Raw genomic sequence first — 19,861 nt, 5'->3', positions numbered from 1 at the left:
AGCCGCCCCGGCCGGAACCCGCGCCGGAACCGTCGCCGACGCGGACCAGCGCGCGGGCCCCCCCCCCCCCCCCCCCCCCCCCCGGGGGGCCCCCCCCCCCCCCCCCCCCCCCCCCCCCCCACCCCCGCACGACCGCGTGGGCGCGCCGTCCACGGCCCGGATGCGGCAAACGCGTCGCGCGGGACGGCGTCGGGCGGGCATGATCACACGATGACATGGACAGCTCCCGAAGCCACCCGCGCCCTCGGCCCTCTCGCCGCAGGTGAGCGGGAGACCCTGACCGCTTTCCTGGCCTTCTACCGGAGCACGCTCCTGCAGAAGTGCTCGGGCCTGACCGGCGACCAGCTCGCCGAGGAGACCGTACAACCGTCCAATCTCACCCTGCTCGGCCTGATACGGCACATGGCGAAGGTCGAACGCTGCTGGTTCCGGGAGCGTTTCGCGGGCCAGCCGCTGCCCCCGATGTACGACCCGGCCAAGGGCAAGGACGCCGACTTCGAGGACCTGGTCCCGGAGCGCGCCGCAGACGACTACGCGAGGCTCGTCGAGGAGATCCGGCTCGCGGACGAGGTGGTCGCGGACGCCTCGCTCGACGACACCTTCACGCACCAGGACAAGGTCTTCTCCCTGCGCCTGGTGCACGTCCACATGATCGCCGAGTACGCACGGCACATCGGCCACGCGGACCTGCTCAGGGAACGACTGGACGGAGCCACAGGGGCGTAGGACCCCCGGCCCGTACAGGATCTGGCGTAGTCCCGGTACTCGGCGGACTGAAATCCCCGGGCGGGGTCACACGGAAGGTATGACGTCCACTGACGTAAGGACAGACAGCACAGGCGACCCCGGCCCGGGCAGCGCACCGCGCCGCCGTGCCCGGACACGAGGGTGCCTGCCCTTCGCGGGTGTGTGCGCCGCGGCGCTCGTCCTGCTGCTCCTCGGCAGCAGGCTCAGTGTGCTGCCCGGGTTCGGTGACCTCTTCGGTGAGAAGACCACCGACCGTTCCGGTCCCGCGGTCCTCAAGTCCATCCAGGACATGAGCGCGTACGAGGCCGCCTCCGGCAACTTCCAGGTCGTCGTCGACCTGGAGAAGGACGCCAAGTTCCTGCCGGACGCCATCCGGGGCACCCGCACGCTGTACGTCGGCGCGGGCACGGTCGGCGCCTCCGTGGACCTCGGCAAGGTCGGGGCGGACGGGGTGCGGGTCGACGAGGACCGCACGACGGCCGAACTGCGGCTGCCGCACGCGGTGCTGGGCAAGCCCGCCCTGGACCCCGACCGTTCGTACGCCGTGTCCAAGCAGCGCGGACTGCTGGACCGGCTCGGCGACTTCTTCTCCGACAACCCGGGCAGTGAACAGGCCGTCAACAAGCTGGCCGCCAAGCACATCGGAGCGGCGGCCGAGGAGAGCGGGCTCACGAAGCGGGCGGAGAAGAACACCACCTCGATGCTCCAGGGACTGCTCGGCTCGCTCGGATTCGAAAAGGTCACCGTCACCTACGTGGATCCGCCCACCGCCTGACCCGGCCGGAGCGTCCCGGCCGCGACCGCCCCGGATCGGCACCGGCGCGCAACGGTCCCTGGGCGTCCGGCTGTCGTTCCGGGCGGACGCCCACGGCATGGCGCGGGCACCGCATGAATCCGGACGGTTACCCTACGTGAGCCCACCGAGATCGTCGGCACCCTAGGGGACCTCCGAATGAACCGTATCCGCACCGCACTTGCCGCTGTCGGCCTCGCCGCCGGACTGGTGACCGCTCCGGCCGCGAGCGCCGCGCCGCTCGGGGAACGTACTCCCGCGGCCGTCCGCCACGACCCCTGCACCGGCGAGTTCCTCGGGGACGCGCGGCTCGGCCCCAAGTGGCTGCCGCACACGAACCAGGCACCCGTCGGACCCCTGCTCAAGGGGTACAAGCGCACCGGCAGCCTGTCCCCCTCCGCCTTCCTGAAGAAGTACTGGGAGGGTCCGGCGGACGCCGGCAGCTGGAAGTACCCGCCCAACGACGGCTTCGCCGAGGTCAACGGCGAGATCGACAAGGAGCCGGCCAAGCTGCGCACCGGGCAGCGCCTGGACCGCTTCGGTTCGGAGTACGGGGGCTACCTCGCCCCCGCAGGCGATGCGTACGAAGAGCGGGCCCTGCCCCCGCAGAACCTCAACACCCGTGACGCCGCCGTCCCCTGCGACTACCGCGTCTACAAGGTGGCCAAGCCGTTCTGGGTCTGGCAGGGAAGCATCGCGCCGTGGTTCGAGCAGCCCGGAGGAGGTCAGCAGATCAAGCTCGACGCGGTCTTCCTCGATCCGGGAGCGGGCCAGCGCCTCAACGTGAAGTGGCTGCTGGACCACGAATACCTGACCCCGGCCGGGGTGTAGCAGGACAGGGACGGAACATGGAACGCCGCGAACTGCGTACCGCGCTCGTCGCCGCAGGTGTGGCCGACGGCTACTACCGGATCGAAGGCGTTCACGAACCGGTGCCCACGCCCCCGGACTTCCTCTTTCTCCGGAGGGCGCCCGACGGGGTGTGGGAGACCGGCGCCTACGAGCGCGGCAGGTACGAGGTGCTCGCGAGGCACCCGGACGAGGCGGTGGCCTGCGCCCATCTCCTGCGGCTGCTCGTCTGAACGGGCCGGGGCCGCGCTCGCGGACCACTGGGCACCGGCAGTGCGCCGGCCGTCGCCGTGGCGGGGCGCGGCATCGTGCGGACACCGCTCAGGGGGACGCGAGGGCCGCGTGTCGGAGTCGGGGGCCCGCCGGGTGACCGGCCATGGTGGTCGTATGAACAGTGCTGGCATTCTCGCCGATGCGTTCGAACGCATCCACGAAGCGGTGCACGCCGCCGTCGAAGACCTCCCGCCGGAGGACCTCAACGCCCGGCTCGACGACGACGCCAACTCGATCGCCTGGCTCGTCTGGCACCTCACCCGCGTCCAGGACGACCACGTCGCCGACGCGGCGGGCACGGAGCAGATCTGGTTCGCGCAGGACTGGGCCTCTCGCTTCGAACTGCCGCTGGAGAAGGGCTCGACCGGTTACGGGCACAGCAGCGAACAAGTGGGGTCCGTGCGGGTGACCTCCGCCGGCCTGCTCCTCGACTACTTCGACGCCGTGCACGCGCGGACCCTCGACTTCGTACGAGGACTCGACGGGCGTGCCCTGGAACGCGTCGTCGACGAGGCCTGGTCACCTCCCGTCACCCTGGGCGTGCGGCTGGTCAGCGTGATCGCCGACGACCTCCAGCACGCGGGTCAGGCCGCGTTCGTGCGCGGGGCGCTGGAGCGCCGCTGAACGGCGGCTCCGGCGCGCGCGTAGTGCCCGGGGCTGGTGCCGACCACTCGCTTGAAGTGCCGGGAGAAGTGGGACTGGTCGTAGAAGCCCGCCGAGGCAGCCACCTCCGGTGCGCGCATCCCCCCGAGCAGCAGGCGCCGGGCCAGATCGACCCGACGCGCCGTCAGGTACTGGTGCGGGGCCATGCCGAACTCCTGGCTGAAGGCCCGCACCAGATGGGTGTGGTGGGAGTGCAGACGCTCCGCCGCCTCGCGGAGGGTCAGCCCTTCCACGATGTGCTCGTCGAGCAGGTCCCGGAGCCGGTGGGCGATCCGGCTGCCGGGAACAGAAGGGGCGGCGAAATCGTCGCGGAGGTGATGGGCGAGGCGTTCGGAGACGAACGCGAGACGGCTCTGCGCCTCCAGCTCGTCCCCCGGCCGCTCCAGCGACCGGTGCAACTGGTCGACGCGCTGTCTTAGCCGCGGGTCGTGCAGGACGGGGCTGTCCACCGCGGGCCCGACGAGGTCCGCGTCGATCTGCGAGGTGTTCAGATACAGGACACGCTTCCGGAAGCCCTCGGGGGTGGCCGCGTCGCCGTTGTGCGGCACGTGCGGCGGCAGCAGCGTCACCACCGAGCTCGGCGCCCCGTGTTCATGGCGGTCCAGGTCGTAGCGGACCATCCCCTCGTCGACGATGAGCAGCGTCCACGCGTCGTGCGTGTGCATGGGGTAGGCGTGGTCCGCGAAGTGGGCGTGGAAGACCTCGTCGATTCCCTCGACCCGCGGACGCCACGCGGTGATGTCCGGACGTGCACCCATGGCCCGAAGCCTACAAGAGCGTGTGAGGGCTTCCGGCGTGCAAAGTTCGTACAAGACTGCGGCCGGCCCTCCCCGGCAGGCTGTCTCCATGACCGACGACAACGCACCCGTACGCTTCGACACCAAGATCGCCGTACTGCTCCGTGACGACCTGGAGACCTGGCAGCGGCTCAACGTCACGGCCTTCCTCGTGAGCGGGCTCGGTACCCAGGTGCCCGAGGTGATCGGCGAACCGTATGCCGACGCCGACGGCACCCCCTACCTGCCCATGCTGCGCCAGCCCGTCCTCGTGTTCGCCGGGTCCAAGGAGCTGCTGACGACCGCGCACACCCGGGCGGTGGGCCGGGGCGTGACGACCGCCGTTTTCACCTCCGACCTGTTCATGACGGGTCACGACAAGGCCAACAGGGCGGCCGTCCGGGCCGTCCCGCGCGACGCGCTGGACCTGGTGGGCCTTGCGGTGTACGGGCCGCGCAACGCCGTGGACAAGATCGTCAAGGGGGCCTCCATGCACCCGTGACCGGTGGCCCGGCGTCACCGGCCGGATACTGCCGGGCACACCCGTGCGGGTGACGGGTCGCGGTGCCATACTCAAGACAAGTCCGCTTGACAGGCTTGTCATTGTCTCCGAAAGGCGACGCGTCATGAACTGGGCATCGTGGACTACCCTCGGTGTCTTCGCGGGAACCGGCGGAGTGCGCACCGAAGAGGTAGGAGTCGTGAGCGGTGATCTGACCGTACACACGACATGGACCGAAGGGCAGGCAGAAGTCGCCGTGCAGTACAGCGGCGCTTCGGACTGGTTCACACTGGCCGGCAGTCCCGTGCCGTGCCCTTCCGAGGAAGAGAGCCGGGCCTTCCACCAGAGAGTCGTCGAGGCCGTACGCGCCGGCGGCGGAGCCACGGTTCCGGTTCCGCACGCGGTGGAGTGACGTGACCCCGACGGGCGGCGGGCGGGCGCGTCAGCCTTCCGCGAAGCGCACCACGTAGCGCCGCTGCCACGGGGTCTCCACGGCCCTGGGGTGGTAGTGCCGGCGGACGAAGGCGACCGCTTCATCCGCCGGGACACCATCCAGCACGGCCAGGCATGCCAGGGCCGTACCGGTCCGTCCTCTGCCGCCCGCGCACGCCACCTCCAGCCGCTCGTGCGGAGCGCGGTCCCACACCTCGCGGAGCACGGTCCGGGCGGCGGCGCGGTCGGACGGCAGACGGAAGTCCGGCCAGCGCAGCCACCGCGACTCCCAGGGCACCGGGGGCGGCGGGCTGCCCAGGAGATGGACGGCGAAGGCGGGCGTGAGGCCTTCAGGGAGCGGGTCGCGGAGGCCGCGCCCCCGCACCGTCCGCCCTGAAGGCAGCCGCAGCACCCCCGCGCCCGCCGGATCCCAGGTCTCCATGGCCGGTTCCCCTCAAGCCTTTCCGTCGTGATCCTCGGCCAGAAGGCTAGCCAGCTCGTCGACCGCTTCGGGCGCACCTTCGCCGACAGCGGACAGCGTGAGCAGATCGCCGTGCTGCGCGGCCAGGGAGAGGACCGACAGCATGCTCCGGGCGTCGACCGGGTCACGACCGTCGCGCGCGACGGTCACGGGGACGGGCAGGGCCGTGGCCGCCCGGACGAAGAGCGACGCCGGGCGGGCGTGCAGGCCGCTTCGGGAACCGACGGTGACGGTGCGCTGGTACATGGGTTCACTCCTGTGTGACTGGGTTTTCGCTGACGGGAAATGGCTGGCGACAAGGGGCAAAGGAGGACGAGGGGCCGTGGGGGGCCGTCACACAGCGGCAGGGACTTCGGACTTCCCGGCGGTGGGTACGGCGGTGTCCGGACCGCGCCGCATGCCCTTGAGGGCGACGACCAGAGCGGTGGACACCACCGTCCCTGCGGCGACGGCCAGCAGGTACAGGAACGGCTCCCCGATGAGCGGGACGACGAACACGCCCCCGTGCGGGGCCCGCAGCGAGCATCCGAAGGCCATGGACAGCGCGCCGGTCACCGCACCACCCGCCATCACGGACGGGATCACCCGCAGGGGGTCGGCCGCGGCGAACGGGATCGCGCCCTCGGTGATGAAGGACGCCCCCAGGACCCAGGCGGCCCTGCCGTTCTCGCGCTCGGTCCGGGTGAACAGCTTCCCGCGCACGGTGGTGGCGAGGGCCATCGCCAGCGGAGGGACCATTCCGGCAGCCATCACCGCGGCCATGACCTTGAGGCTGCCCGGGGTCGGGTCGGCCAGACCGCCGACCGCGAAGGCGTACGCCACCTTGTTCAGCGGGCCCCCCATGTCGAAACACATCATCAGGCCGAGCACGACGCCGAGGATGATTGCGTTGGAGCCCGACAGGCCGTTCAGCCAGTCGGTCAGAGCGTTCTGGAGCGAGGCGATCGGCTTGCCGACCACGATGAACATCAGGAAGCCCACCGCCGCCGAGGCGAGCAACGGGATCACCAGGACCGGCATGATGCCGCGCAGCGTGGGATGCACATGGACCCGCTGGATCGCCATCACCACCGCCCCCGCGAGCAGCCCGGCGACCAGGCCGCCGAGGAAGCCGGCATCGATCGTCAGGGCGATGGCACCGCCCACGAAACCCGGTACGAGAGCCGGACGGTCCGCCATCCCGTAGGCGATGTACCCGGCGAGCACCGGGACCAGGAAGCCGAAGGCGGCACTGCCGATCTGGTTGAGCAGCGCGGCCCAGCTGTCCGCCTCGCCCCACACGAAGTGGTCGGCCACCGATTTCGCACTCGCGATCTCGTAGCCGCCGATCGCGAACGACAGGGCTATGAGAAGCCCTCCCGCCGCGACGAACGGCACCATGTAGCTGACGCCCGACATCAGGTACGTCCGCAGCCGGACACCGAAGTGCCCGGAAGCCGCGCCCGACCCGCCTGTTCCGGAGTCGCTACCCGCGCCCTCACCGTCGTCCGCGATCCGGCTGATCTCGCCCCGCTCGGCCTTGCGCCGGGCCTCCGCGATGAGTTCGGCCGGCCTGTTGATCCCGGCCTTCACCCCGGTGTCGACGACAGGCTTGCCGCCGAACCGCGCCTTCTCGCGCACCTCCACGTCATGCGCCCAGATGACCGCGTCCGCCGAGGCGATGACCGCCGGATCCAGCCGCTCGAAGCCGGCGGATCCCTGGGTCTCGACGCTCAGCTGGACTCCCGCGGCACGTGCGGCGGCCTCCAGCGACTCCGCCGCCATGTAGGTGTGCGCGATACCGGTCGGACAGGACGTGACAGCGACGATCCGGAACGGCTCGGTGGCCTCCGGCTCCGGGACGTCCGGCTCCGCCGCCCCGGATTCCGCGGCCTCGGGCACGGATGCCGGTGCCCCGGGCCCGGATTCCACTGTCCCGGCCGCGGGGGCCCGGTCGCCGCGGATCAGGGCCGCGGCGGTCGCCGGGTCGCTCTCCGCCCGCAGTGCACCGGTGAACTCAGGGTCCATGAGGCGCCGGGCGAGGCTCGACAGGATGGTGAGGTGGTCGTCGTCCGCACCTGCCGGAGCGGCGATCAGGAAGATCAGGTCGGCGGGACCGTCCGGCGCGCCGAAGTCGATGCCACGGGCGCTACGGCCGAACGCCAGCGTGGGTGCGGTGACATGCTCGCTCCGGCAGTGCGGGATGCCGATGCCTCCGTCCAGACCGGTCGGCATCTGGGCCTCACGCGCTGCCACGTCGGCGAGAAAGCCGTCGAGGTCCGTGACGCGGCCGGACGCGACCATCCGGCTGGCCAGTGAACGGACGGCCTCGCTCTTCGTCTCGGCGGGCAGGTCGAGATCGACCAGTTCCGCGGTGATCAGCTCACTCATCGCGGGGCTCCTTGCTCGTTGACCGTCCCAGGGACGGGTCGGGGGGATGGGGAAGTCGTACGACCGGCCGTGTACGGGGCGGTCACGCGGCCTGCTCCGTCAGAGCCAGGTCCACGGGGATGTCAGCGGTGGTGACCACCGCGGACGGATCGAGGTCGGCGGGTGCCGGCATGAGGCTTCCGGGCAGCTGCACGGCTGCGGCGCCGTGCGCCACCGCGGCGGCGAGGGCCGCCCGGCCCGTGCCGCCGGTGGACAGGAAGCCCGCGAGTGAGGCGTCCCCCGCTCCGACGTCGCTGCGGACGGCGTCCACCCGGGCGCTGGCGAAATACGCTCCTGATCGCTCCACCAGCAACTGTCCCGCGGCGCCCAGACTGGCGAGCACCGAACGCGCCCCGAGCTCGCACAGCTCCTGCGCGGCCTTGAGCGCGTCACCGACCGTCGCGAGCGGACGGCCGACGGCCTCGGCGAGCTCCTGCGTGTTCGGCTTGATCACATCCGGCTGCTCCGGAAGCGCGGCGAGCAGCGCCGCACCGGAGGTGTCGAGGGCGATGCGGACACCCGCACGGTGACTGCGGGCGACCAGCTCCGCATACCAGCGCGGCGGCAGTCCGCGCGGCAGGCTGCCGCAGCAGGCGATCCAGTCCGCCCCCGCCGAACGCGTCCGGACGGTGTCCAGCAGGGCCTCCGCCTCGGCCGGGGTGATCTCCGGTCCCGCCGCGTTCACCTTGGTGAGCGTGCCGTCGGGCTCGACGAGGGTGATGTTGATACGGGTGCTGCCCGCGATCGGCACGCCTGCGGCCTCGATGCCGTGCTCGCCGAGGAGCCGGGCGAGCAGCGCGCCCTCGGGACCGCCCAGCGGCGCGACGGCCACGGTGCGGTGCCCGGCGGCGGCGACCGCGCGGGATACGTTGACGCCCTTGCCGCCGGGATCGACCCGGTCGCCGGTGGCGCGCAGGACGGCGCCGCGGGTGAGGCCCGGCAGCTCGTACGTGCGGTCCAGGCTCGGATTGGGGGTGACGGTGAGGATCATGCGCGTACTACTTCCGTGCCCTGGCTCTCGATGGCCCGGGCGTCCTCGGGGCTCAGTCCCGTATCGGTGACGAGCAGGTCGACTTGGGACAGGTCTCCGAAGCGGGCGAAGTGCTCCTGGCCGGCTTTGCCTGAGTCGGCGAGGAGCACCACCCGGCGGGCCGCCGCGATGACGGCGCGTTTCACCGCGGCCTCGGCCAGATCAGGGGTGGTCAGGCCCCCCTCGGGCGAGAAACCGTTGGTCGCCAGGAAGACGACGTCGGCGTTGATCTCGGCGTACGCGCTCAGGGCCCAGGCGTCGACAGCCGCGCGGGTGCGGTGCCTGACCCGGCCGCCGACCAGGTGCAGGGCGATGCCCGGGTGGTCGGAGAGGCGGGCGGCGACGGGCAGGGCATGGGTGACCACGGTGAGACGCGAGTCGATCGGCACGGCGGAGGCCAGCCTGACGGTCGTGGTTCCGGCGTCGATGATGATGTTGCCCTCGGCGGGGAGTTCGCCCAGGGCGACGGCGGCGATGCGGTCCTTCTCGTCTGCGGCCACGGTGTCGCGTTCGGCGAGATCCGGCTCGAATCCGAGCCGCCCGGCCGGAATGGCCCCGCCGTGCACGCGGCGCAGGAGCCCTGCCCGGTCGAGCGCCTTGAGATCGCGCCGCACGGTCTCGGCGGTCACCTGGAACTGTTCGGCCAAGGACAGCACATCGACCCGGCCGCTCTCGCCGGCGATGCGGAGGATCTCCTGCTGCCGCTCCGGTGCGTACATGTGGTTACGTTTCCGTTTCATGCCCGAGTCTGTGGTTTCACGGGCAGACTACGGACGCTTCTCCGGAAAGTAAACATGTTCGGACGGAAAGTGGGCGCGGACAGACTTCAGGAGACGTGCGAAGGAGACGTGGTGAAGAGCCGCGCGAGGGAGTCGCGCGGATGAGGCCATCGATGCGGCGGTCCGGGGGCCTTCAGTGCGGACGCTGGGTGGCTGCGGGCCCGTTCAGCGGCCGGGCGCGCAGCGGCGCTCCCAGGACCTGATGACCGCCGCTCGCCAGCATGCGGACCTCGCCGCGCTCACTGATCTCGGCGCGCACGATGCCGGTCTCGTCCTCGTACACCGGGTAACCGCCCGCGCCGGACCGGGCTGTGAGGTGGACGACGACCACGTCGTCCTCGGCGCCGCCCGCCTGGAACATGAGCTCGTAGCTTTCCGGATAATCCATGTCGACCTCCCTGCCGGGCGGGCGCGGCAGCGTCGGCCGCCCATGACTTCCCATTGTTTCTCACCCGGGCGGACGCCGCTCCGTGAGCCCGTACGTGTGACCGTACGTGACTCCGGATGCGGAATGGGTGAGGTGGGGCGACCATCATCTGCAAGGGATCGGACGCGTGCTGACAGCTTCGCACGGCCGCCCGTGACGCCAGGCGGGACCGCCGGCGCGATCGGACATCGTCGGTGCGGGGCCCACGGGCTCCCGGCCGCCCTGTGGAGAGGAACTGCCGTGTTGATGGCCAATCCCGCAACGCTGCGCAATCTCGTCAAGCGCTACGAGGCACTGCGAAGTGCCCATGCACGGCTGGGCAATTCCGAGAGCAGCCGCAAGCTCGACGACGTCTCCTACACGCTCTGCGTCACCACCGGGACCAGGACCGTGCCCGACGCGCTGGCCGCCGCCGCGGCGCAGCTGCGCGCGGTCCCGACCGCGGGGTCGCCGGCGCCGGCGGCGACCGAGGTGCAGCTGACCGCCTGACGCCGCTACCACGCCTACGCGAATGACGCCGGTTCTGCCGAACCGGCGTCATTCGCCTTCGCGCCCGCGCGCGGATCGCGCTAACGGGCCGCAGGCGCACGACACGCCGAATGGGCGGACAGCACCGTCGATCGGGTGACACCGGCCGGTCGGACAACATGACTGCTCGCGCGGACGGCTAGGCATGCAAGCATGAGATTTGAGCCCCGCCGAAACAAGACCGTTTCTTCGCGTGCCCGCCGGCTCCGCGTTGCCGGTGGCGCCCTGTGCGCCGCCGCCCTTGCCGCCACTCTCGTGACCGGTTGCGGTCAGGACAGCGGTGACAAGACTTCCGCGGCGACCTCCGAGGCTGCGAAGGTCCTTCCGAACGAGACGACCAGCCCCTCCGGCAGCCCCTCAGCGACGGCGCAGCTGACCGAGGAGCAGACCCAGCGCAAGGAACTGCTTTCGAGCGTCAAGGTCACCTTCGACAAGGCCGCCACGACCGCGGTCGGTGAGGTGTCAGGTGGCAAGCTGACCGACCTCGACCTCGAGGGCCTGGACGATGACGACGACGCGAGTGGCAGTCCGAGCCCGAGCGGCAGTCCGAGCCCGACCGGCAGCCCGACCGGCACCGGGAGCCCCAGCCCCGAGGCCAGCCCGAGTCCGAGTGGCAGCGCCGGCAGCCCGAAGTGGATCGCGGAGGTCGTCGAGAAGGACGGCACCGCGCACAACGTGACCATCGACGCGGTCTCCGGTGACGTCATCGACTTCGCACCGGACGAGGACCAGACCGATGCGGACAAGCAGGAGCTGGCGGCCCAGATCGCCAAGGCGACGCAGACGCCCCAGCAGGCGGCCAAGGCCGCTACGCAGAGGCAGGAGGGCTGGGTCACGTCGATGGCCCTCGAGGAGAACGACAGCCAGGTTCTGGTCTGGAAGGTGGACGTGGTCTCCAAGGGCTACAACAAGACCACCTTCGACGTGGATGCTGTGAAGGGCACGATCATCGACGAGCAGACCGACGAGAACTGATCACGGTACCGACGGATCATCGGTGGCGGACCGCATCGCGGTGCGCCACCGATGTGCGTCCCGGCGCATCCGGCGTCCCGGACGGGCTCAGTGGCGGGCGTCCACCAGGCTCCGGACGAACCGGAGGCCGGGTTTGTCCATCAGGGTGACGGTGCCTGCCTCCACGAACCCCGTCCGGGCGAGCACGGCCAGGGAGCCGTGGTTGTCCAGCGTCGTTCTGGCCTTGAGCTCGGTGAGTCCGTAGTCGTCGACGGCCAGTGCGCACACGTCGCGCACCGCCGAGGTGGCGAGTCCCCGGCCCGCGGCCCGCTCCGCGATGCGGTAGCCGAGCTCGGCGGAACCGTTCTCGACGTCTACCAGGTTGATCCGCCCCAGTACCGCCCCCCTGCCGTCCGTCAGAACGTGGAAGTGGTGCATTCCGGCCTGCTGTTCGGCCAGCCGCTCGGCGTGCCTGGCGTCGAAATCGGAGAAGAAGTCGTCCCCCCGGTCCGGGATGGAAGCGGCGAAGTACGCACGATTCTCCCGTTCGAAGGCGAGCAGTGCGGGAGCGTGATCGGGGCGGAGGCGCTCGAGGACGGTCATACGGCGACGATATCGGCCGCGGTGGCAGGAGTTGAGGGGGAGTGCCGTCCGCGGTGCGATGCCGGTCCGATCCTGACCGACACGCCTGTCTCTGCCCGGGTGGTGCTCGTATGTAAGTACGAACGGTGACTTCAGCCCTTCCCGCACGTTGTACAGGGCGTGCCTTCTTCTTCTCCGAGCTCGCCTCCCGCTCAGGCCTCACCGGCGGTGAAGCCGTTCGCCTTCCTGCTGACGCCCCGGCAGGGGGTCGCGGCCCGAGAACTCCTGTCCTATGTCGCCTCGTTGCCGCTGACGGGCGCCGACGCGCAGCTCCTCGCGGTGGTCGTCTCCATCCGGGCCGCCCGGAGCGGGGTCGGCAATCTGACCGGTCAGGATCTGCGCTCCCTGCGCCTGGCCGACCCGGAGGGTGCGCTCACCGCTGTCACGGCCCTGGGCTGGCGGGGGCAGGAGGCCCTCTTCGGGGACGACCTCGTCACCCCCGTCCCGATCGCCGTGCCTGAACTCGCCGAAGACCGACTGCCGTTCGGCAAGGTGATGCGGTCCCGGGTCTCGGGATGGACCAGCAGGACCCTGTCCGCCAAGCCCGTCAGGAAGACCTCGACCGCCGCCCGGCTGGCCGCCCTCTTCCTGGCCGCACACGGGCCGGCCGACGAGTACGGCACCCTGCCCCCGGAGTTGCCAGCCGACTGCCTGGCGGCTGTGCCGGAGTTGTCGGCCAAGGGGTTCCTGCGGGAGACGGACGGGGACCGCTACCTGCTGGGCGACGCCGTACGGCATCTGGCGGGTATGCGGCCCGTGACGGACGCCGCGCCCCGGGCGGAAGCCGTGGCCGTGGAGGAACCGCCGAGCTGGGACGAGTGGAAGGCAGGGGTGAGCGTCGCTCTGCGGCGGCACGTGGAGGCGGTGGAGAACTGCCCCGCTTGTTCGTTGACCACCGCCAGGGTCTCCGAGGCCTTCATGCGCAAGCCCGTACCCGCCCAGTCAGGGGAGAAGGTGCGTACGGCCTACAGCGTCTGGGAGGCCAAGTTCCCTGACCAGGGGCCTCCCGCGGCCCGGTTCGCCGCCGCCTTCCGTGCTTCGCACGGTCACGGACCCTCCGTCAAGCAGTTCTGCAAGGGCATGGAGTGGGGCAAGATGTCCCGCGACCTGCGGATCTTCGTCATCCGGCGGCTGATCGCCGACGGGTGGCTGACGAACACCGAGCCGGTGCCCTGGACCCTGCGGCCCGGCCGGAACGCCCAGACCGGCACGCCCGGCGCCACGGCTCCCGCCGGCGCGGCCGGGAGCCGTGGCGGCGCCACGCGGTAGGAGTGCCCGCGTTCTGCCGTGGGCCGATGGTCGCGTAGCGGTGTTCGATGTTCTTGCTGTGGGCATGCCATGCGTAGCCGCGTGACCCCACCACGCGCCGACCGGGAGGACACAGTGAGAAGCAGAGCCCCGATCCGCAGGACGTCGCTCGTCGTCGCCGGTGCCGTCGCACTCGTCGTCGCCTCCGCGAGCAGCGCCTTCGCCGCCCCGCCCCGCGCGCTGCCGGCGAACGCGGACGGGCTGGAGCAGACCTTCCAGCCCGCGTACGACTACGACACCGACGGCTGCTACCCGACACCCGCCATCGGTTCGGACGGCACCATAGCCACCGGCCTCAACACGACCGGTGCGGTGAACGGAAGTTGCCGTGACATCGAGGACCTGGACAACACCAACGGTTACGCGCGCTCCAAGTGCAACAACGGCTGGTGCGCGATCATGTACGGGCTCTACTTCGAGAAGGACCAGGCGGTGGCGGGCAGCGGACTCGGCGGCCACCGGCACGACTGGGAACACGTCGTGGTGTGGACACAGAACAACGTGGCGCGGTACGTATCCACCTCCGCGCACGGGGACTTCGACACCTACAGTGCCGACGCGATCCGGTGGGACGGAACCCATCCCAAGATCGTTTACCACAAGGACGGGTGGAGCACCCACTGCTTCCGCCCGGCCGGCTCCAACGACGAACCGCCGGAGAACCACTACCACGACTGGCGCTACCCCAGCCTCGTCGGCTGGAACGGCTACCCGGCCGGCCTGCGGGACAAGCTGAGCCAGGCCGACTTCGGCAGCGCTGTCTTCGGCCTCAAGGACGGCAACTTCGCGGGCCATCTGGAGAAGGCCGAACCGGCCGGAATCCCCTTCGACTCCTACGCCTGACCCGAGCACAGGGGGCCGTCCGGCGGATGCCGGACGGCCCCCTGTGCGTCAGCGCTCCGACAGCTCCGAAGGAGCCTCCTGGACCACCCAGCCGTTGCCGTCCGGGTCGTCGAAGGACATGAACGAGTTCCAGGTGCCGCCCTTCCCCTCTTCCCATCCCGTCGCCCCCACGTGCCGGATGGGGGAGACGTCCACCCCGCGGCCCACCAGTTCCTTGCGTGCCGCCTCGATGTCCGTCACGCAGACCTGGAGCCCCTGCAGCGTGCCCGGGGCCATGGTCCGCATGCCGGGTGCCGGGGGCATGCCCTGGAGCATGGCGACGGAACAGCGTGAGCCTGGCGGTGTCAGCTGGATGATGCGCATGCCGGGGGCGACCTCGTCGTCCAGGTCCAGCGTGAAGCCGGCCTTCTCGGTGTAGAACGCCTTTGCCCGGTCCATGTCGGTGACGGGGACGGGGATGACCTCGAGTGTCCAGTTCATGGAGCCTCCTCTGAACGGCGCTTGTGCGCCCGGCCGGACGAATGGTCCTCGTCGTGGCGGTCAGGGAAGTGCGCCGCGACGGAGTCCGAAGAAGGTCCAACCGTCGCCCAGGAAGCCGTCGGAGCGCACGTGGAAACGCCATCGAGGCCCACACTGTGACCGATTGCCGCGCCGCATGCCGCACGCCGCAGCTTTGCCCGGGGGACTGCTGCTCCCCGGCGATCCCGGCTCGCAGCCCCGCGCCTGTACGGGTCTCCGACGGACTCCCCGAGACGTCGTACAGGTGTGACCCCGCTTGCCACCCGGTCAGGCGTTCGGCAGTGTTCGGTCCATGCTGCAGGTGTGCTTGAACGGAGTGCGGAGGCGGAGCGAGAGCCGTCGGATCCCCGTGACGCCAGGGGAGTTGGCGGCCGAGGCTTTACGCGCGGTGGGTGCGGGAGCGGAGGACGTGCACCTGCACCCCAGAGGGACCGATGGTCTCGATTCGCTGGATGCCCGGGCAGTGGGTGAGGCGGTGAGTGCGGTGCGCGCCGTCGTGCCGAAGGGCACAGGGGTCGGAGTGACCACGGGAGCCTGGGCGCAGTCGGATCCGGGGAAGCGGGCCGAGTCGATCCGGTCCTGGACGGTTCTGCCTGACCACGCCTCGGTGAACTGGCACGAGGAAGGTGCTGGAGCGGTGGCCGGTGTGCTGCTGGAACGTGGGATCGGTATCGAGGCCGGTGTGTGGTCGGGCACCGATGGCGCCCGGCGCTTTCGTGCCTGGCCCTCGGCCCACCGGGTGCTGCGGGTGCTGGCCGAGGTGACCGACACCGATCCGTTCACGGCAGCGGCTACAGCCGTGACCCTGGTGGGTAGGCTGCGGGGTGGTCTCAGGGCGCCCCTGCTGCTGCACGGTGAAGACGGTGGGGCCTGGCCCGTCCTGCGGGCGGCGGCCGGCCTGGGACTGGACACGCGGATCGGCCTGGAGGATGTGCTGACGTTGCCCGACGGCTCGGCCGCGGAGACGAACGCACACCTCGTGCAGGCCGCGCGGCAGATCCTCGACGAGCACCCCGCCCGGCAGTTCTGACCTCTCGCGGGTACGCCACGGAACACCGGCGGGAGCAGTGCGGCGCCGACAGGTGTTCCGTGGCCCGGCAGCCTCGCAGAAGACGAACCCTGCGGGTGCTCGTATCCGCCAGGTCGTCTCCATGCGCACGGCCAGGCGTGCCAAAGCCCGCTCGCCGGGCCGCGCGCCTGACTACGTCGCCGCCTGGGAGCTGTCCCGGAAACCGCCCCATCCGTGCCAGCGGTCGATCTCGATCCAGGCGTTGACGCGGTCACGGTCGCGCTGCGCGTACGGCTGGCCGAGGTAGTGCTGGGACAGCCGGTCGATGCCGGCGAGACCCTCGTCGTCCCGCATCTCGGCCACGTGCCCGATCAGGCTGACGTGGGTGTACCAGTCGGAGTCGTCCAGCACGGTCAGGGTGACGCGGGCGTCCCGGCGCAGATGGTCGAGCCGCTTGCGGCCCTCGTCCATGTTGACCAGGACGCGGCCGTCGTCCCAGAGATACCAGGTGGCCGTGGACACCGGCTGACCGTCCGCGCGCAGGGTGGCGATGACGGCCGGATTGGGCTTGCGCAGCATGGCGACGGCTGCGTCGGGAAGCGGCGGCTTCGACATGTTCTCTCCTTCGTCTCGGGCCGCGCCCGTCCGTGACGGGGAACCACATCCGGTGATCCGGCGGGCGCGACCCCCACGCTGTCACATGGCGGAGGCGATGCCCGGGACCGCCCCTCGGGCGGTGGTGGGTGTACGGGAAACAACCGGTCCCGCCTCCCCGGCAGCCGGATGTGCCGGGCGCGTGACGGCCGGATGTGCCGCGCATTGCGGTCGCGTGGCAGCGTGCCGGAAGGCATCGACAGCGGGCTGCTCCGGCCGCAGTGTGGATCTTCGTAGACAGCGCTTTCACAGCTTCGGAGGAACCGTCATGCTCCCCGTCCGACCAGGACGTCGCAGAATCGCGGCGGTGAGCGCCGTGGCCGCTCTCGCCGGCCTGCTCGCCGCCCCGTCCGTACAGGCCGCACCGGCCGCGGCCCACGAGAACGGGCGCCCCGCAGAGACGCAGTCCCGCCGGTTGGTGGAGAACCTCGACCGGGGTCTTGTCGCCGTACCCTCGGGGCGCGGCACGTTCCTGAGCTGGCGCCTGCTCGGCACCGAGTACGGCTCCGACATCGCCTTCAACGTCTACCGGGGCGGAAAGCGGCTCAACCACCGGCCCGTCACCTCCTCCACCACGTACCAGGACAACAGTCGCGGGCACGGCGCCTACACCGTGCGGGCGGTCGTGGACGGCCGTGAGAGGAAGGCGAGCGGAGGGGCCCTGGACTTCGGGAAGGGGCACGCGGAGATTCCGCTGGCGGAGGCCGACGGGTACACCGTGCAGCACGCCTGGCCCGGAGACCTCGACGGCGACGGCCGCTACGAGCTCGTGGTGAGCCGGCTGTCCGGCACGCGGGACCGCCCGGATCTCCTGGAGGCCTACACCCTCACCGGCGAGCGGCTGTGGCGTGTCGACCAGGGTCCCGGCTCGTACACCCAGGCGCCCGGCAACGGGGCCAACGACCCGGCCCCGGCGGCGATCAGCGGCTCGACCGCCATCGGCGGATTCCGCAACGACGACAACGTGACCGTCTACGACCTCGACAGCGACGGGAAGGCCGAGGTGCTGGTCCACACGGCGGACGGCACCACCTTCGCCGACGGAAGCACCGTCCGGGCGGCGTCGCCCGCCGAGCAGTTCGTCACCGTCGTCGACGGAGCCACCGGCGCCGAGCGCACCCGGCAGCCCGTGCCGGATGACTTCACCGCCGACGGGCCCTCCGGCGGCCAGTTCGGCATCGCCTACCTCGACGGCGTCCGCCCCAGCCTGGTGACCAAGCTCGTCACACGGGTGGGCGCCAAACGAGGAGCCTTCCGCACGCTCGTCCAGACCTGGGACTTCGACGGCCGCACCCTGAAGCCCCGCTGGAAGTACGTCGTGCCGGCCGGCAGCGGGGCGACGAGCTTCCACCAGATCCGGACCGTCGACGTCGACCAGGACGGCAAGGACGACATCGCAGACGGCAACTACGTCGTCAACAGCGACGGGACCCTGCGTTACGTCGTCGACGGTGCAGGTCACGGCGACCGATTCCACATCGCCGATCTGGATCCGGCCAGACCCGGCCTGGAAGGCTTCGCGATCCAGCAGTCGGAACTCGGCGTCGTGTCCCGCTTCCCCTGGTACTACTACGACGCGGACACCGGTGAGCGGCTCGTGACGGGGGAGCACCCCGCCGACCCCGCCGGGGAGGCCGACCTCGACGTCGGCCGGGGCACCACCGCCGACATCGACCCCCGCCACAAAGGCCTCGAACACTGGACCTCGACCGCTGACGTCACCGCACCCGGCGCGGGCGTGCGCAACGTCCAGGACGGCAGAATCTCCGGGACCACCCCCAGCGTCAACTTCCGTATCTGGTGGGACGGGGACAAGGGAGCCGAACTCCTCGACAGTACGTACGTGGAGAAGTGGAACCCCGCCACGGAGACCAGCCGCCGCGTCTTCGACCCGGCCGGAGTCACGGCAGGCGCCCGCAACGCCACCCCCTTCTACGGCGACATCCTGGGCGACTGGCGCGAGGAGATCCTCGCGGAGACCGCCGACCATACGGCCCTGCGTCTCTACACCACCACGGAGCCCACCACCACCCGCCTCTACACCCTCGCCCAGAACCCGGCCTACCGCCTCGGCTGGACCGTGCGCGGCTACCTCCAGTCCACGTTCACGGACTACTACCTCGGCTACGGTTCCAGGAACCCGCCCAGGCCCGCGATCCGCACCGACACCGGACCCGGCCGCGCCTGGACACCGATCGCGGGCGACACCTTCCGCGCCGGTACCGGCCGGTGGACCGCCGAACTACAGGACGGCGGGAGCGTGACCGCCGCGGACGGTGTCCTCGACATCGACGTACCGAGCGGCGCCACGGTGTGGTTCGACCGCAGGCTGAGCGGGCCGTACGAGATCGAGTACACGGCCACCGCCGTGTCGGCCGGTGGGGCCAACGACCGGGTGTCCGACCTCAACAACTTCTGGAACGCCACGGACGTACGCTCGCCCGGTGACATCTTCGGCACCGCACGCGGCGGCGCCCTCGCGGAGTACGACCATCTGAAGACCTACTACGTCGGCTACGGCGCGAACTCGAACACCACGTCCCGGCTGCGCCGTTACGTCGGCGAGGCGGGGAACCGTCCTCTCCTGCTCGACTACACCGCCCCGCTGCTGACGGCCAACGAGCCCAACCGGGTCCGCATCGTCTCCGACGGCTCGACCGTGCAGTGGTGGAACAACGGCCGACTGGTGTTCGACCACCAGGACCCCGACCCGTACACCAGCGGCCACTTCGCGTTCCGGACGATCACCAGCCACTTCCGGGTCAGTGACTTCACGGTCTGGCGCCCGCCCAGCCGAGGATGACAGCCCGCAGGGGCGCCGGAAGGCTCGCGGAAGTCCGTTGTCAGTGGTGGCTGTGATGCTGGAGCCATGGACGAACTGATGCGACGCCGCGTCTACGGCGCCGACCACGACGACCCCGATCCGGGACCCCGGCCCGGTCACGTCTACGTGGAGCTGGTCGCCGGCCCGCTGGACGGGCTGCTCCTGGACGTGACCGGATGGCCCGAGGAGCGCCTCGCGGTGGGCGCGGCACTCGGCACGGAGCTGGGGAGGTTCGGTGCGGGAGGCCGCGCCGTGTACGGACCCGTGGCCGGGGACCGGAAGCGTTGGGCGTGGCAGGCGGACAGCCCCTGAACTGTCCGCCTGCCACGGCGTCCGGTCCGGCCTCCGGACATGCGGAGCCCTCCCGGAGATGCGGCGGCCTCCCGGAGATGCGGTGCCCTCCCGGAGATGCGGTGATC

Annotated in this window: 23 protein-coding genes and 2 pseudogenes; 15 read left to right on the top strand and 10 right to left on the bottom strand. The window is 71.0% G+C overall.

The genetic code is table 11. The annotated features are described in order from the left end of the window. Window positions 1-210 precede the first annotated feature (210 nt). From ACFYQ6_RS29435 to ACFYQ6_RS29415, 5 genes are all read left to right on the top strand, one after another. Window positions 211-726: a DinB family protein gene (locus tag ACFYQ6_RS29435; protein ID WP_361581922.1), complete on the top strand. Its 516-nt coding sequence runs from the start codon at window positions 211-213 to the stop codon at window positions 724-726. Window positions 727-805: 79 nt separating this feature from the next. Next, a complete protein-coding gene (locus ACFYQ6_RS29430) occupies window positions 806-1,522 on the top strand; it encodes a DUF4230 domain-containing protein (protein ID WP_361581920.1) in 717 nt (238 codons plus the stop codon). 177 nt (window positions 1,523-1,699) lie between these two features. Then, on the top strand, window positions 1,700-2,371 hold the full coding sequence (locus tag ACFYQ6_RS29425; RefSeq protein WP_361581918.1) for a TNT domain-containing protein: 672 nt from the start codon (window positions 1,700-1,702) through the stop codon (window positions 2,369-2,371). Between the two features lie 17 nt (window positions 2,372-2,388). Continuing rightward, window positions 2,389-2,622: a hypothetical protein gene (locus tag ACFYQ6_RS29420; protein WP_361581915.1), complete on the top strand. Its 234-nt coding sequence runs from the start codon at window positions 2,389-2,391 to the stop codon at window positions 2,620-2,622. 154 nt (window positions 2,623-2,776) lie between these two features. Continuing rightward, window positions 2,777-3,286, top strand: a complete 510-nt coding sequence (locus ACFYQ6_RS29415; protein ID WP_361581913.1) for a DUF664 domain-containing protein — start codon at window positions 2,777-2,779, stop codon at window positions 3,284-3,286. On the opposite strand, the gene ACFYQ6_RS29410 is transcribed toward ACFYQ6_RS29415, so the two are convergent. Next, window positions 3,247-4,083, bottom strand: coding sequence for an AraC family transcriptional regulator (locus ACFYQ6_RS29410; RefSeq protein ID WP_388765808.1), 837 nt, complete (start codon window positions 4,081-4,083; stop codon window positions 3,247-3,249). The two genes, ACFYQ6_RS29415 and ACFYQ6_RS29410, sit on opposite strands and share 40 nt — an antisense overlap. An 88-nt stretch (window positions 4,084-4,171) precedes the next feature. Between ACFYQ6_RS29410 and ACFYQ6_RS29405 the strand changes: the two genes are divergently transcribed. Further along, window positions 4,172-4,603 carry a DUF2000 domain-containing protein gene (locus ACFYQ6_RS29405; RefSeq protein WP_361581907.1) on the top strand — a complete coding sequence of 144 codons (432 nt, stop codon included), beginning with the start codon at window positions 4,172-4,174 and terminating at the stop codon, window positions 4,601-4,603. A 124-nt stretch (window positions 4,604-4,727) separates the two neighbouring features. After that, window positions 4,728-5,015 (top strand): hypothetical protein, encoded by a 288-nt coding sequence (locus tag ACFYQ6_RS29400; protein ID WP_356739044.1) that lies wholly within the window; start codon window positions 4,728-4,730, stop codon window positions 5,013-5,015. A 30-nt stretch (window positions 5,016-5,045) separates the two neighbouring features. On the opposite strand, the gene ACFYQ6_RS29395 is transcribed toward ACFYQ6_RS29400, so the two are convergent. The 6 genes from ACFYQ6_RS29395 to ACFYQ6_RS29370 all read right to left on the bottom strand — a co-directional run bounded on the left by ACFYQ6_RS29395 (window position 5,046) and on the right by ACFYQ6_RS29370 (window position 10,122). Next, window positions 5,046-5,477 (bottom strand): protein-tyrosine phosphatase family protein, encoded by a 432-nt coding sequence (locus ACFYQ6_RS29395; RefSeq protein ID WP_361581903.1) that lies wholly within the window; start codon window positions 5,475-5,477, stop codon window positions 5,046-5,048. A 12-nt stretch (window positions 5,478-5,489) separates the two neighbouring features. Further along, window positions 5,490-5,762 (bottom strand): HPr family phosphocarrier protein, encoded by a 273-nt coding sequence (locus ACFYQ6_RS29390; protein ID WP_361581900.1) that lies wholly within the window; start codon window positions 5,760-5,762, stop codon window positions 5,490-5,492. Window positions 5,763-5,849: 87 nt separating this feature from the next. Further along, the gene (locus tag ACFYQ6_RS29385) at window positions 5,850-7,886 is read right to left on the bottom strand and encodes a fructose-specific PTS transporter subunit EIIC (RefSeq protein WP_388765805.1); all 2,037 of its coding nucleotides are present in this window, start codon (window positions 7,884-7,886) and stop codon (window positions 5,850-5,852) included. 82 nt (window positions 7,887-7,968) lie between these two features. Continuing rightward, the gene (gene pfkB / locus ACFYQ6_RS29380; protein WP_388765803.1) at window positions 7,969-8,916 is read right to left on the bottom strand and encodes a 1-phosphofructokinase; all 948 of its coding nucleotides are present in this window, start codon (window positions 8,914-8,916) and stop codon (window positions 7,969-7,971) included. After that, window positions 8,913-9,674 (bottom strand): DeoR/GlpR family DNA-binding transcription regulator, encoded by a 762-nt coding sequence (locus tag ACFYQ6_RS29375; RefSeq protein ID WP_361582216.1) that lies wholly within the window; start codon window positions 9,672-9,674, stop codon window positions 8,913-8,915. Before ACFYQ6_RS29375 ends, pfkB begins: the two co-directional genes overlap by 4 nt. A 193-nt stretch (window positions 9,675-9,867) precedes the next feature. Continuing rightward, window positions 9,868-10,122 (bottom strand): DUF6296 family protein, encoded by a 255-nt coding sequence (locus ACFYQ6_RS29370; RefSeq protein WP_361581891.1) that lies wholly within the window; start codon window positions 10,120-10,122, stop codon window positions 9,868-9,870. Window positions 10,123-10,401: 279 nt separating this feature from the next. Between ACFYQ6_RS29370 and ACFYQ6_RS29365 the strand changes: the two genes are divergently transcribed. Both ACFYQ6_RS29365 and ACFYQ6_RS29360 read left to right on the top strand, forming a co-directional pair. Beyond that, window positions 10,402-10,650, top strand: coding sequence for a DUF5133 domain-containing protein (locus ACFYQ6_RS29365; RefSeq protein ID WP_361581888.1), 249 nt, complete (start codon window positions 10,402-10,404; stop codon window positions 10,648-10,650). 192 nt (window positions 10,651-10,842) lie between these two features. Continuing rightward, a complete protein-coding gene (locus tag ACFYQ6_RS29360) occupies window positions 10,843-11,664 on the top strand; it encodes a PepSY domain-containing protein (RefSeq protein WP_361581885.1) in 822 nt (273 codons plus the stop codon). Between the two features lie 87 nt (window positions 11,665-11,751). Here the strand turns inward: ACFYQ6_RS29360 and ACFYQ6_RS29355 are convergent, their stop codons facing one another. Then, window positions 11,752-12,246 carry a GNAT family N-acetyltransferase gene (locus tag ACFYQ6_RS29355; protein ID WP_388765801.1) on the bottom strand — a complete coding sequence of 165 codons (495 nt, stop codon included), beginning with the start codon at window positions 12,244-12,246 and terminating at the stop codon, window positions 11,752-11,754. Between the two features lie 159 nt (window positions 12,247-12,405). On the opposite strand from ACFYQ6_RS29355, the gene ACFYQ6_RS29350 reads away from it, so the two are divergent. Together ACFYQ6_RS29350 and ACFYQ6_RS29345 are read left to right on the top strand one after the other, a co-directional pair. Continuing rightward, the gene (locus tag ACFYQ6_RS29350; RefSeq protein ID WP_361581879.1) at window positions 12,406-13,554 is read left to right on the top strand and encodes a hypothetical protein; all 1,149 of its coding nucleotides are present in this window, start codon (window positions 12,406-12,408) and stop codon (window positions 13,552-13,554) included. A 114-nt stretch (window positions 13,555-13,668) separates the two neighbouring features. After that, window positions 13,669-14,436 carry an NPP1 family protein gene (locus ACFYQ6_RS29345; protein WP_388765800.1) on the top strand — a complete coding sequence of 256 codons (768 nt, stop codon included), beginning with the start codon at window positions 13,669-13,671 and terminating at the stop codon, window positions 14,434-14,436. A gap of 48 nt (window positions 14,437-14,484) precedes the next feature. Here the strand turns inward: ACFYQ6_RS29345 and ACFYQ6_RS29340 are convergent, their stop codons facing one another. Next, the gene (locus ACFYQ6_RS29340; protein WP_388765798.1) at window positions 14,485-14,916 is read right to left on the bottom strand and encodes a VOC family protein; all 432 of its coding nucleotides are present in this window, start codon (window positions 14,914-14,916) and stop codon (window positions 14,485-14,487) included. Window positions 14,917-15,247: 331 nt separating this feature from the next. Between ACFYQ6_RS29340 and ACFYQ6_RS29335 the strand changes: the two genes are divergently transcribed. Next, window positions 15,248-15,985, top strand: a complete 738-nt coding sequence (locus ACFYQ6_RS29335; RefSeq protein ID WP_388765796.1) for a 3-keto-5-aminohexanoate cleavage protein — start codon at window positions 15,248-15,250, stop codon at window positions 15,983-15,985. Between the two features lie 171 nt (window positions 15,986-16,156). Here the strand turns inward: ACFYQ6_RS29335 and ACFYQ6_RS29330 are convergent, their stop codons facing one another. Continuing rightward, complete coding sequence (locus ACFYQ6_RS29330; RefSeq protein WP_361585710.1) at window positions 16,157-16,579, bottom strand: PPOX class F420-dependent oxidoreductase; 423 nt, start codon at window positions 16,577-16,579, stop codon at window positions 16,157-16,159. On the opposite strand from ACFYQ6_RS29330, the pseudogene ACFYQ6_RS29325 reads away from it, so the two are divergent. From ACFYQ6_RS29325 to ACFYQ6_RS29315, 3 genes and pseudogenes are all read left to right on the top strand, one after another. Further along, window positions 16,515-18,758 (top strand): annotated as a pseudogene (locus ACFYQ6_RS29325) (hypothetical protein); the annotation flags it as partial. The gene ACFYQ6_RS29330 and the pseudogene ACFYQ6_RS29325 overlap by 65 nt on opposite strands. 54 nt (window positions 18,759-18,812) lie before the next feature. Beyond that, window positions 18,813-19,421 (top strand): annotated as a pseudogene (locus ACFYQ6_RS29320) (DUF6250 domain-containing protein); the annotation flags it as partial. A gap of 66 nt (window positions 19,422-19,487) precedes the next feature. Next, window positions 19,488-19,754 carry a hypothetical protein gene (locus ACFYQ6_RS29315; RefSeq protein WP_361585707.1) on the top strand — a complete coding sequence of 89 codons (267 nt, stop codon included), beginning with the start codon at window positions 19,488-19,490 and terminating at the stop codon, window positions 19,752-19,754. Window positions 19,755-19,861 lie beyond the last annotated feature (107 nt).

This window comes from Streptomyces sp. NPDC005494 (assembly GCF_042872025.1).
Classification (GTDB): Bacteria; Actinomycetota; Actinomycetes; order Streptomycetales; family Streptomycetaceae; genus Streptomyces.
This window is presented reverse-complemented; position numbering and strand designations above follow the sequence as displayed.

Excerpts from the sequence above, each read along its gene's own strand:
- ACFYQ6_RS29435 (WP_361581922.1), top strand. The coding sequence starts at position 211 with ATGACATGGACAGCTCCCGAAGCCACCCGCGCCCTCGGCCCTCTCGCC.
- ACFYQ6_RS29430 (WP_361581920.1), top strand. The coding sequence starts at position 806 with ATGACGTCCACTGACGTAAGGACAGACAGCACAGGCGACCCCGGCCCG.
- ACFYQ6_RS29425 (WP_361581918.1), top strand. The coding sequence starts at position 1,700 with ATGAACCGTATCCGCACCGCACTTGCCGCTGTCGGCCTCGCCGCCGGA.
- ACFYQ6_RS29420 (WP_361581915.1), top strand. The coding sequence starts at position 2,389 with ATGGAACGCCGCGAACTGCGTACCGCGCTCGTCGCCGCAGGTGTGGCC.
- ACFYQ6_RS29415 (WP_361581913.1), top strand. The coding sequence starts at position 2,777 with ATGAACAGTGCTGGCATTCTCGCCGATGCGTTCGAACGCATCCACGAA.
- ACFYQ6_RS29410 (WP_388765808.1), bottom strand. The coding sequence starts at position 4,083 with ATGGGTGCACGTCCGGACATCACCGCGTGGCGTCCGCGGGTCGAGGGA.
- ACFYQ6_RS29405 (WP_361581907.1), top strand. The coding sequence starts at position 4,172 with ATGACCGACGACAACGCACCCGTACGCTTCGACACCAAGATCGCCGTA.
- ACFYQ6_RS29400 (WP_356739044.1), top strand. The coding sequence starts at position 4,728 with ATGAACTGGGCATCGTGGACTACCCTCGGTGTCTTCGCGGGAACCGGC.
- ACFYQ6_RS29395 (WP_361581903.1), bottom strand. The coding sequence starts at position 5,477 with ATGGAGACCTGGGATCCGGCGGGCGCGGGGGTGCTGCGGCTGCCTTCA.
- ACFYQ6_RS29390 (WP_361581900.1), bottom strand. The coding sequence starts at position 5,762 with ATGTACCAGCGCACCGTCACCGTCGGTTCCCGAAGCGGCCTGCACGCC.
- ACFYQ6_RS29385 (WP_388765805.1), bottom strand. The coding sequence starts at position 7,886 with ATGAGTGAGCTGATCACCGCGGAACTGGTCGATCTCGACCTGCCCGCC.
- pfkB (WP_388765803.1), bottom strand. The coding sequence starts at position 8,916 with ATGATCCTCACCGTCACCCCCAATCCGAGCCTGGACCGCACGTACGAG.
- ACFYQ6_RS29375 (WP_361582216.1), bottom strand. The coding sequence starts at position 9,674 with ATGTACGCACCGGAGCGGCAGCAGGAGATCCTCCGCATCGCCGGCGAG.
- ACFYQ6_RS29370 (WP_361581891.1), bottom strand. The coding sequence starts at position 10,122 with ATGGATTATCCGGAAAGCTACGAGCTCATGTTCCAGGCGGGCGGCGCC.
- ACFYQ6_RS29360 (WP_361581885.1), top strand. The coding sequence starts at position 10,843 with ATGAGATTTGAGCCCCGCCGAAACAAGACCGTTTCTTCGCGTGCCCGC.
- ACFYQ6_RS29355 (WP_388765801.1), bottom strand. The coding sequence starts at position 12,246 with ATGACCGTCCTCGAGCGCCTCCGCCCCGATCACGCTCCCGCACTGCTC.
- ACFYQ6_RS29340 (WP_388765798.1), bottom strand. The coding sequence starts at position 14,916 with ATGAACTGGACACTCGAGGTCATCCCCGTCCCCGTCACCGACATGGAC.
- ACFYQ6_RS29335 (WP_388765796.1), top strand. The coding sequence starts at position 15,248 with ATGCTGCAGGTGTGCTTGAACGGAGTGCGGAGGCGGAGCGAGAGCCGT.
- ACFYQ6_RS29330 (WP_361585710.1), bottom strand. The coding sequence starts at position 16,579 with ATGTCGAAGCCGCCGCTTCCCGACGCAGCCGTCGCCATGCTGCGCAAG.
- ACFYQ6_RS29315 (WP_361585707.1), top strand. The coding sequence starts at position 19,488 with ATGGACGAACTGATGCGACGCCGCGTCTACGGCGCCGACCACGACGAC.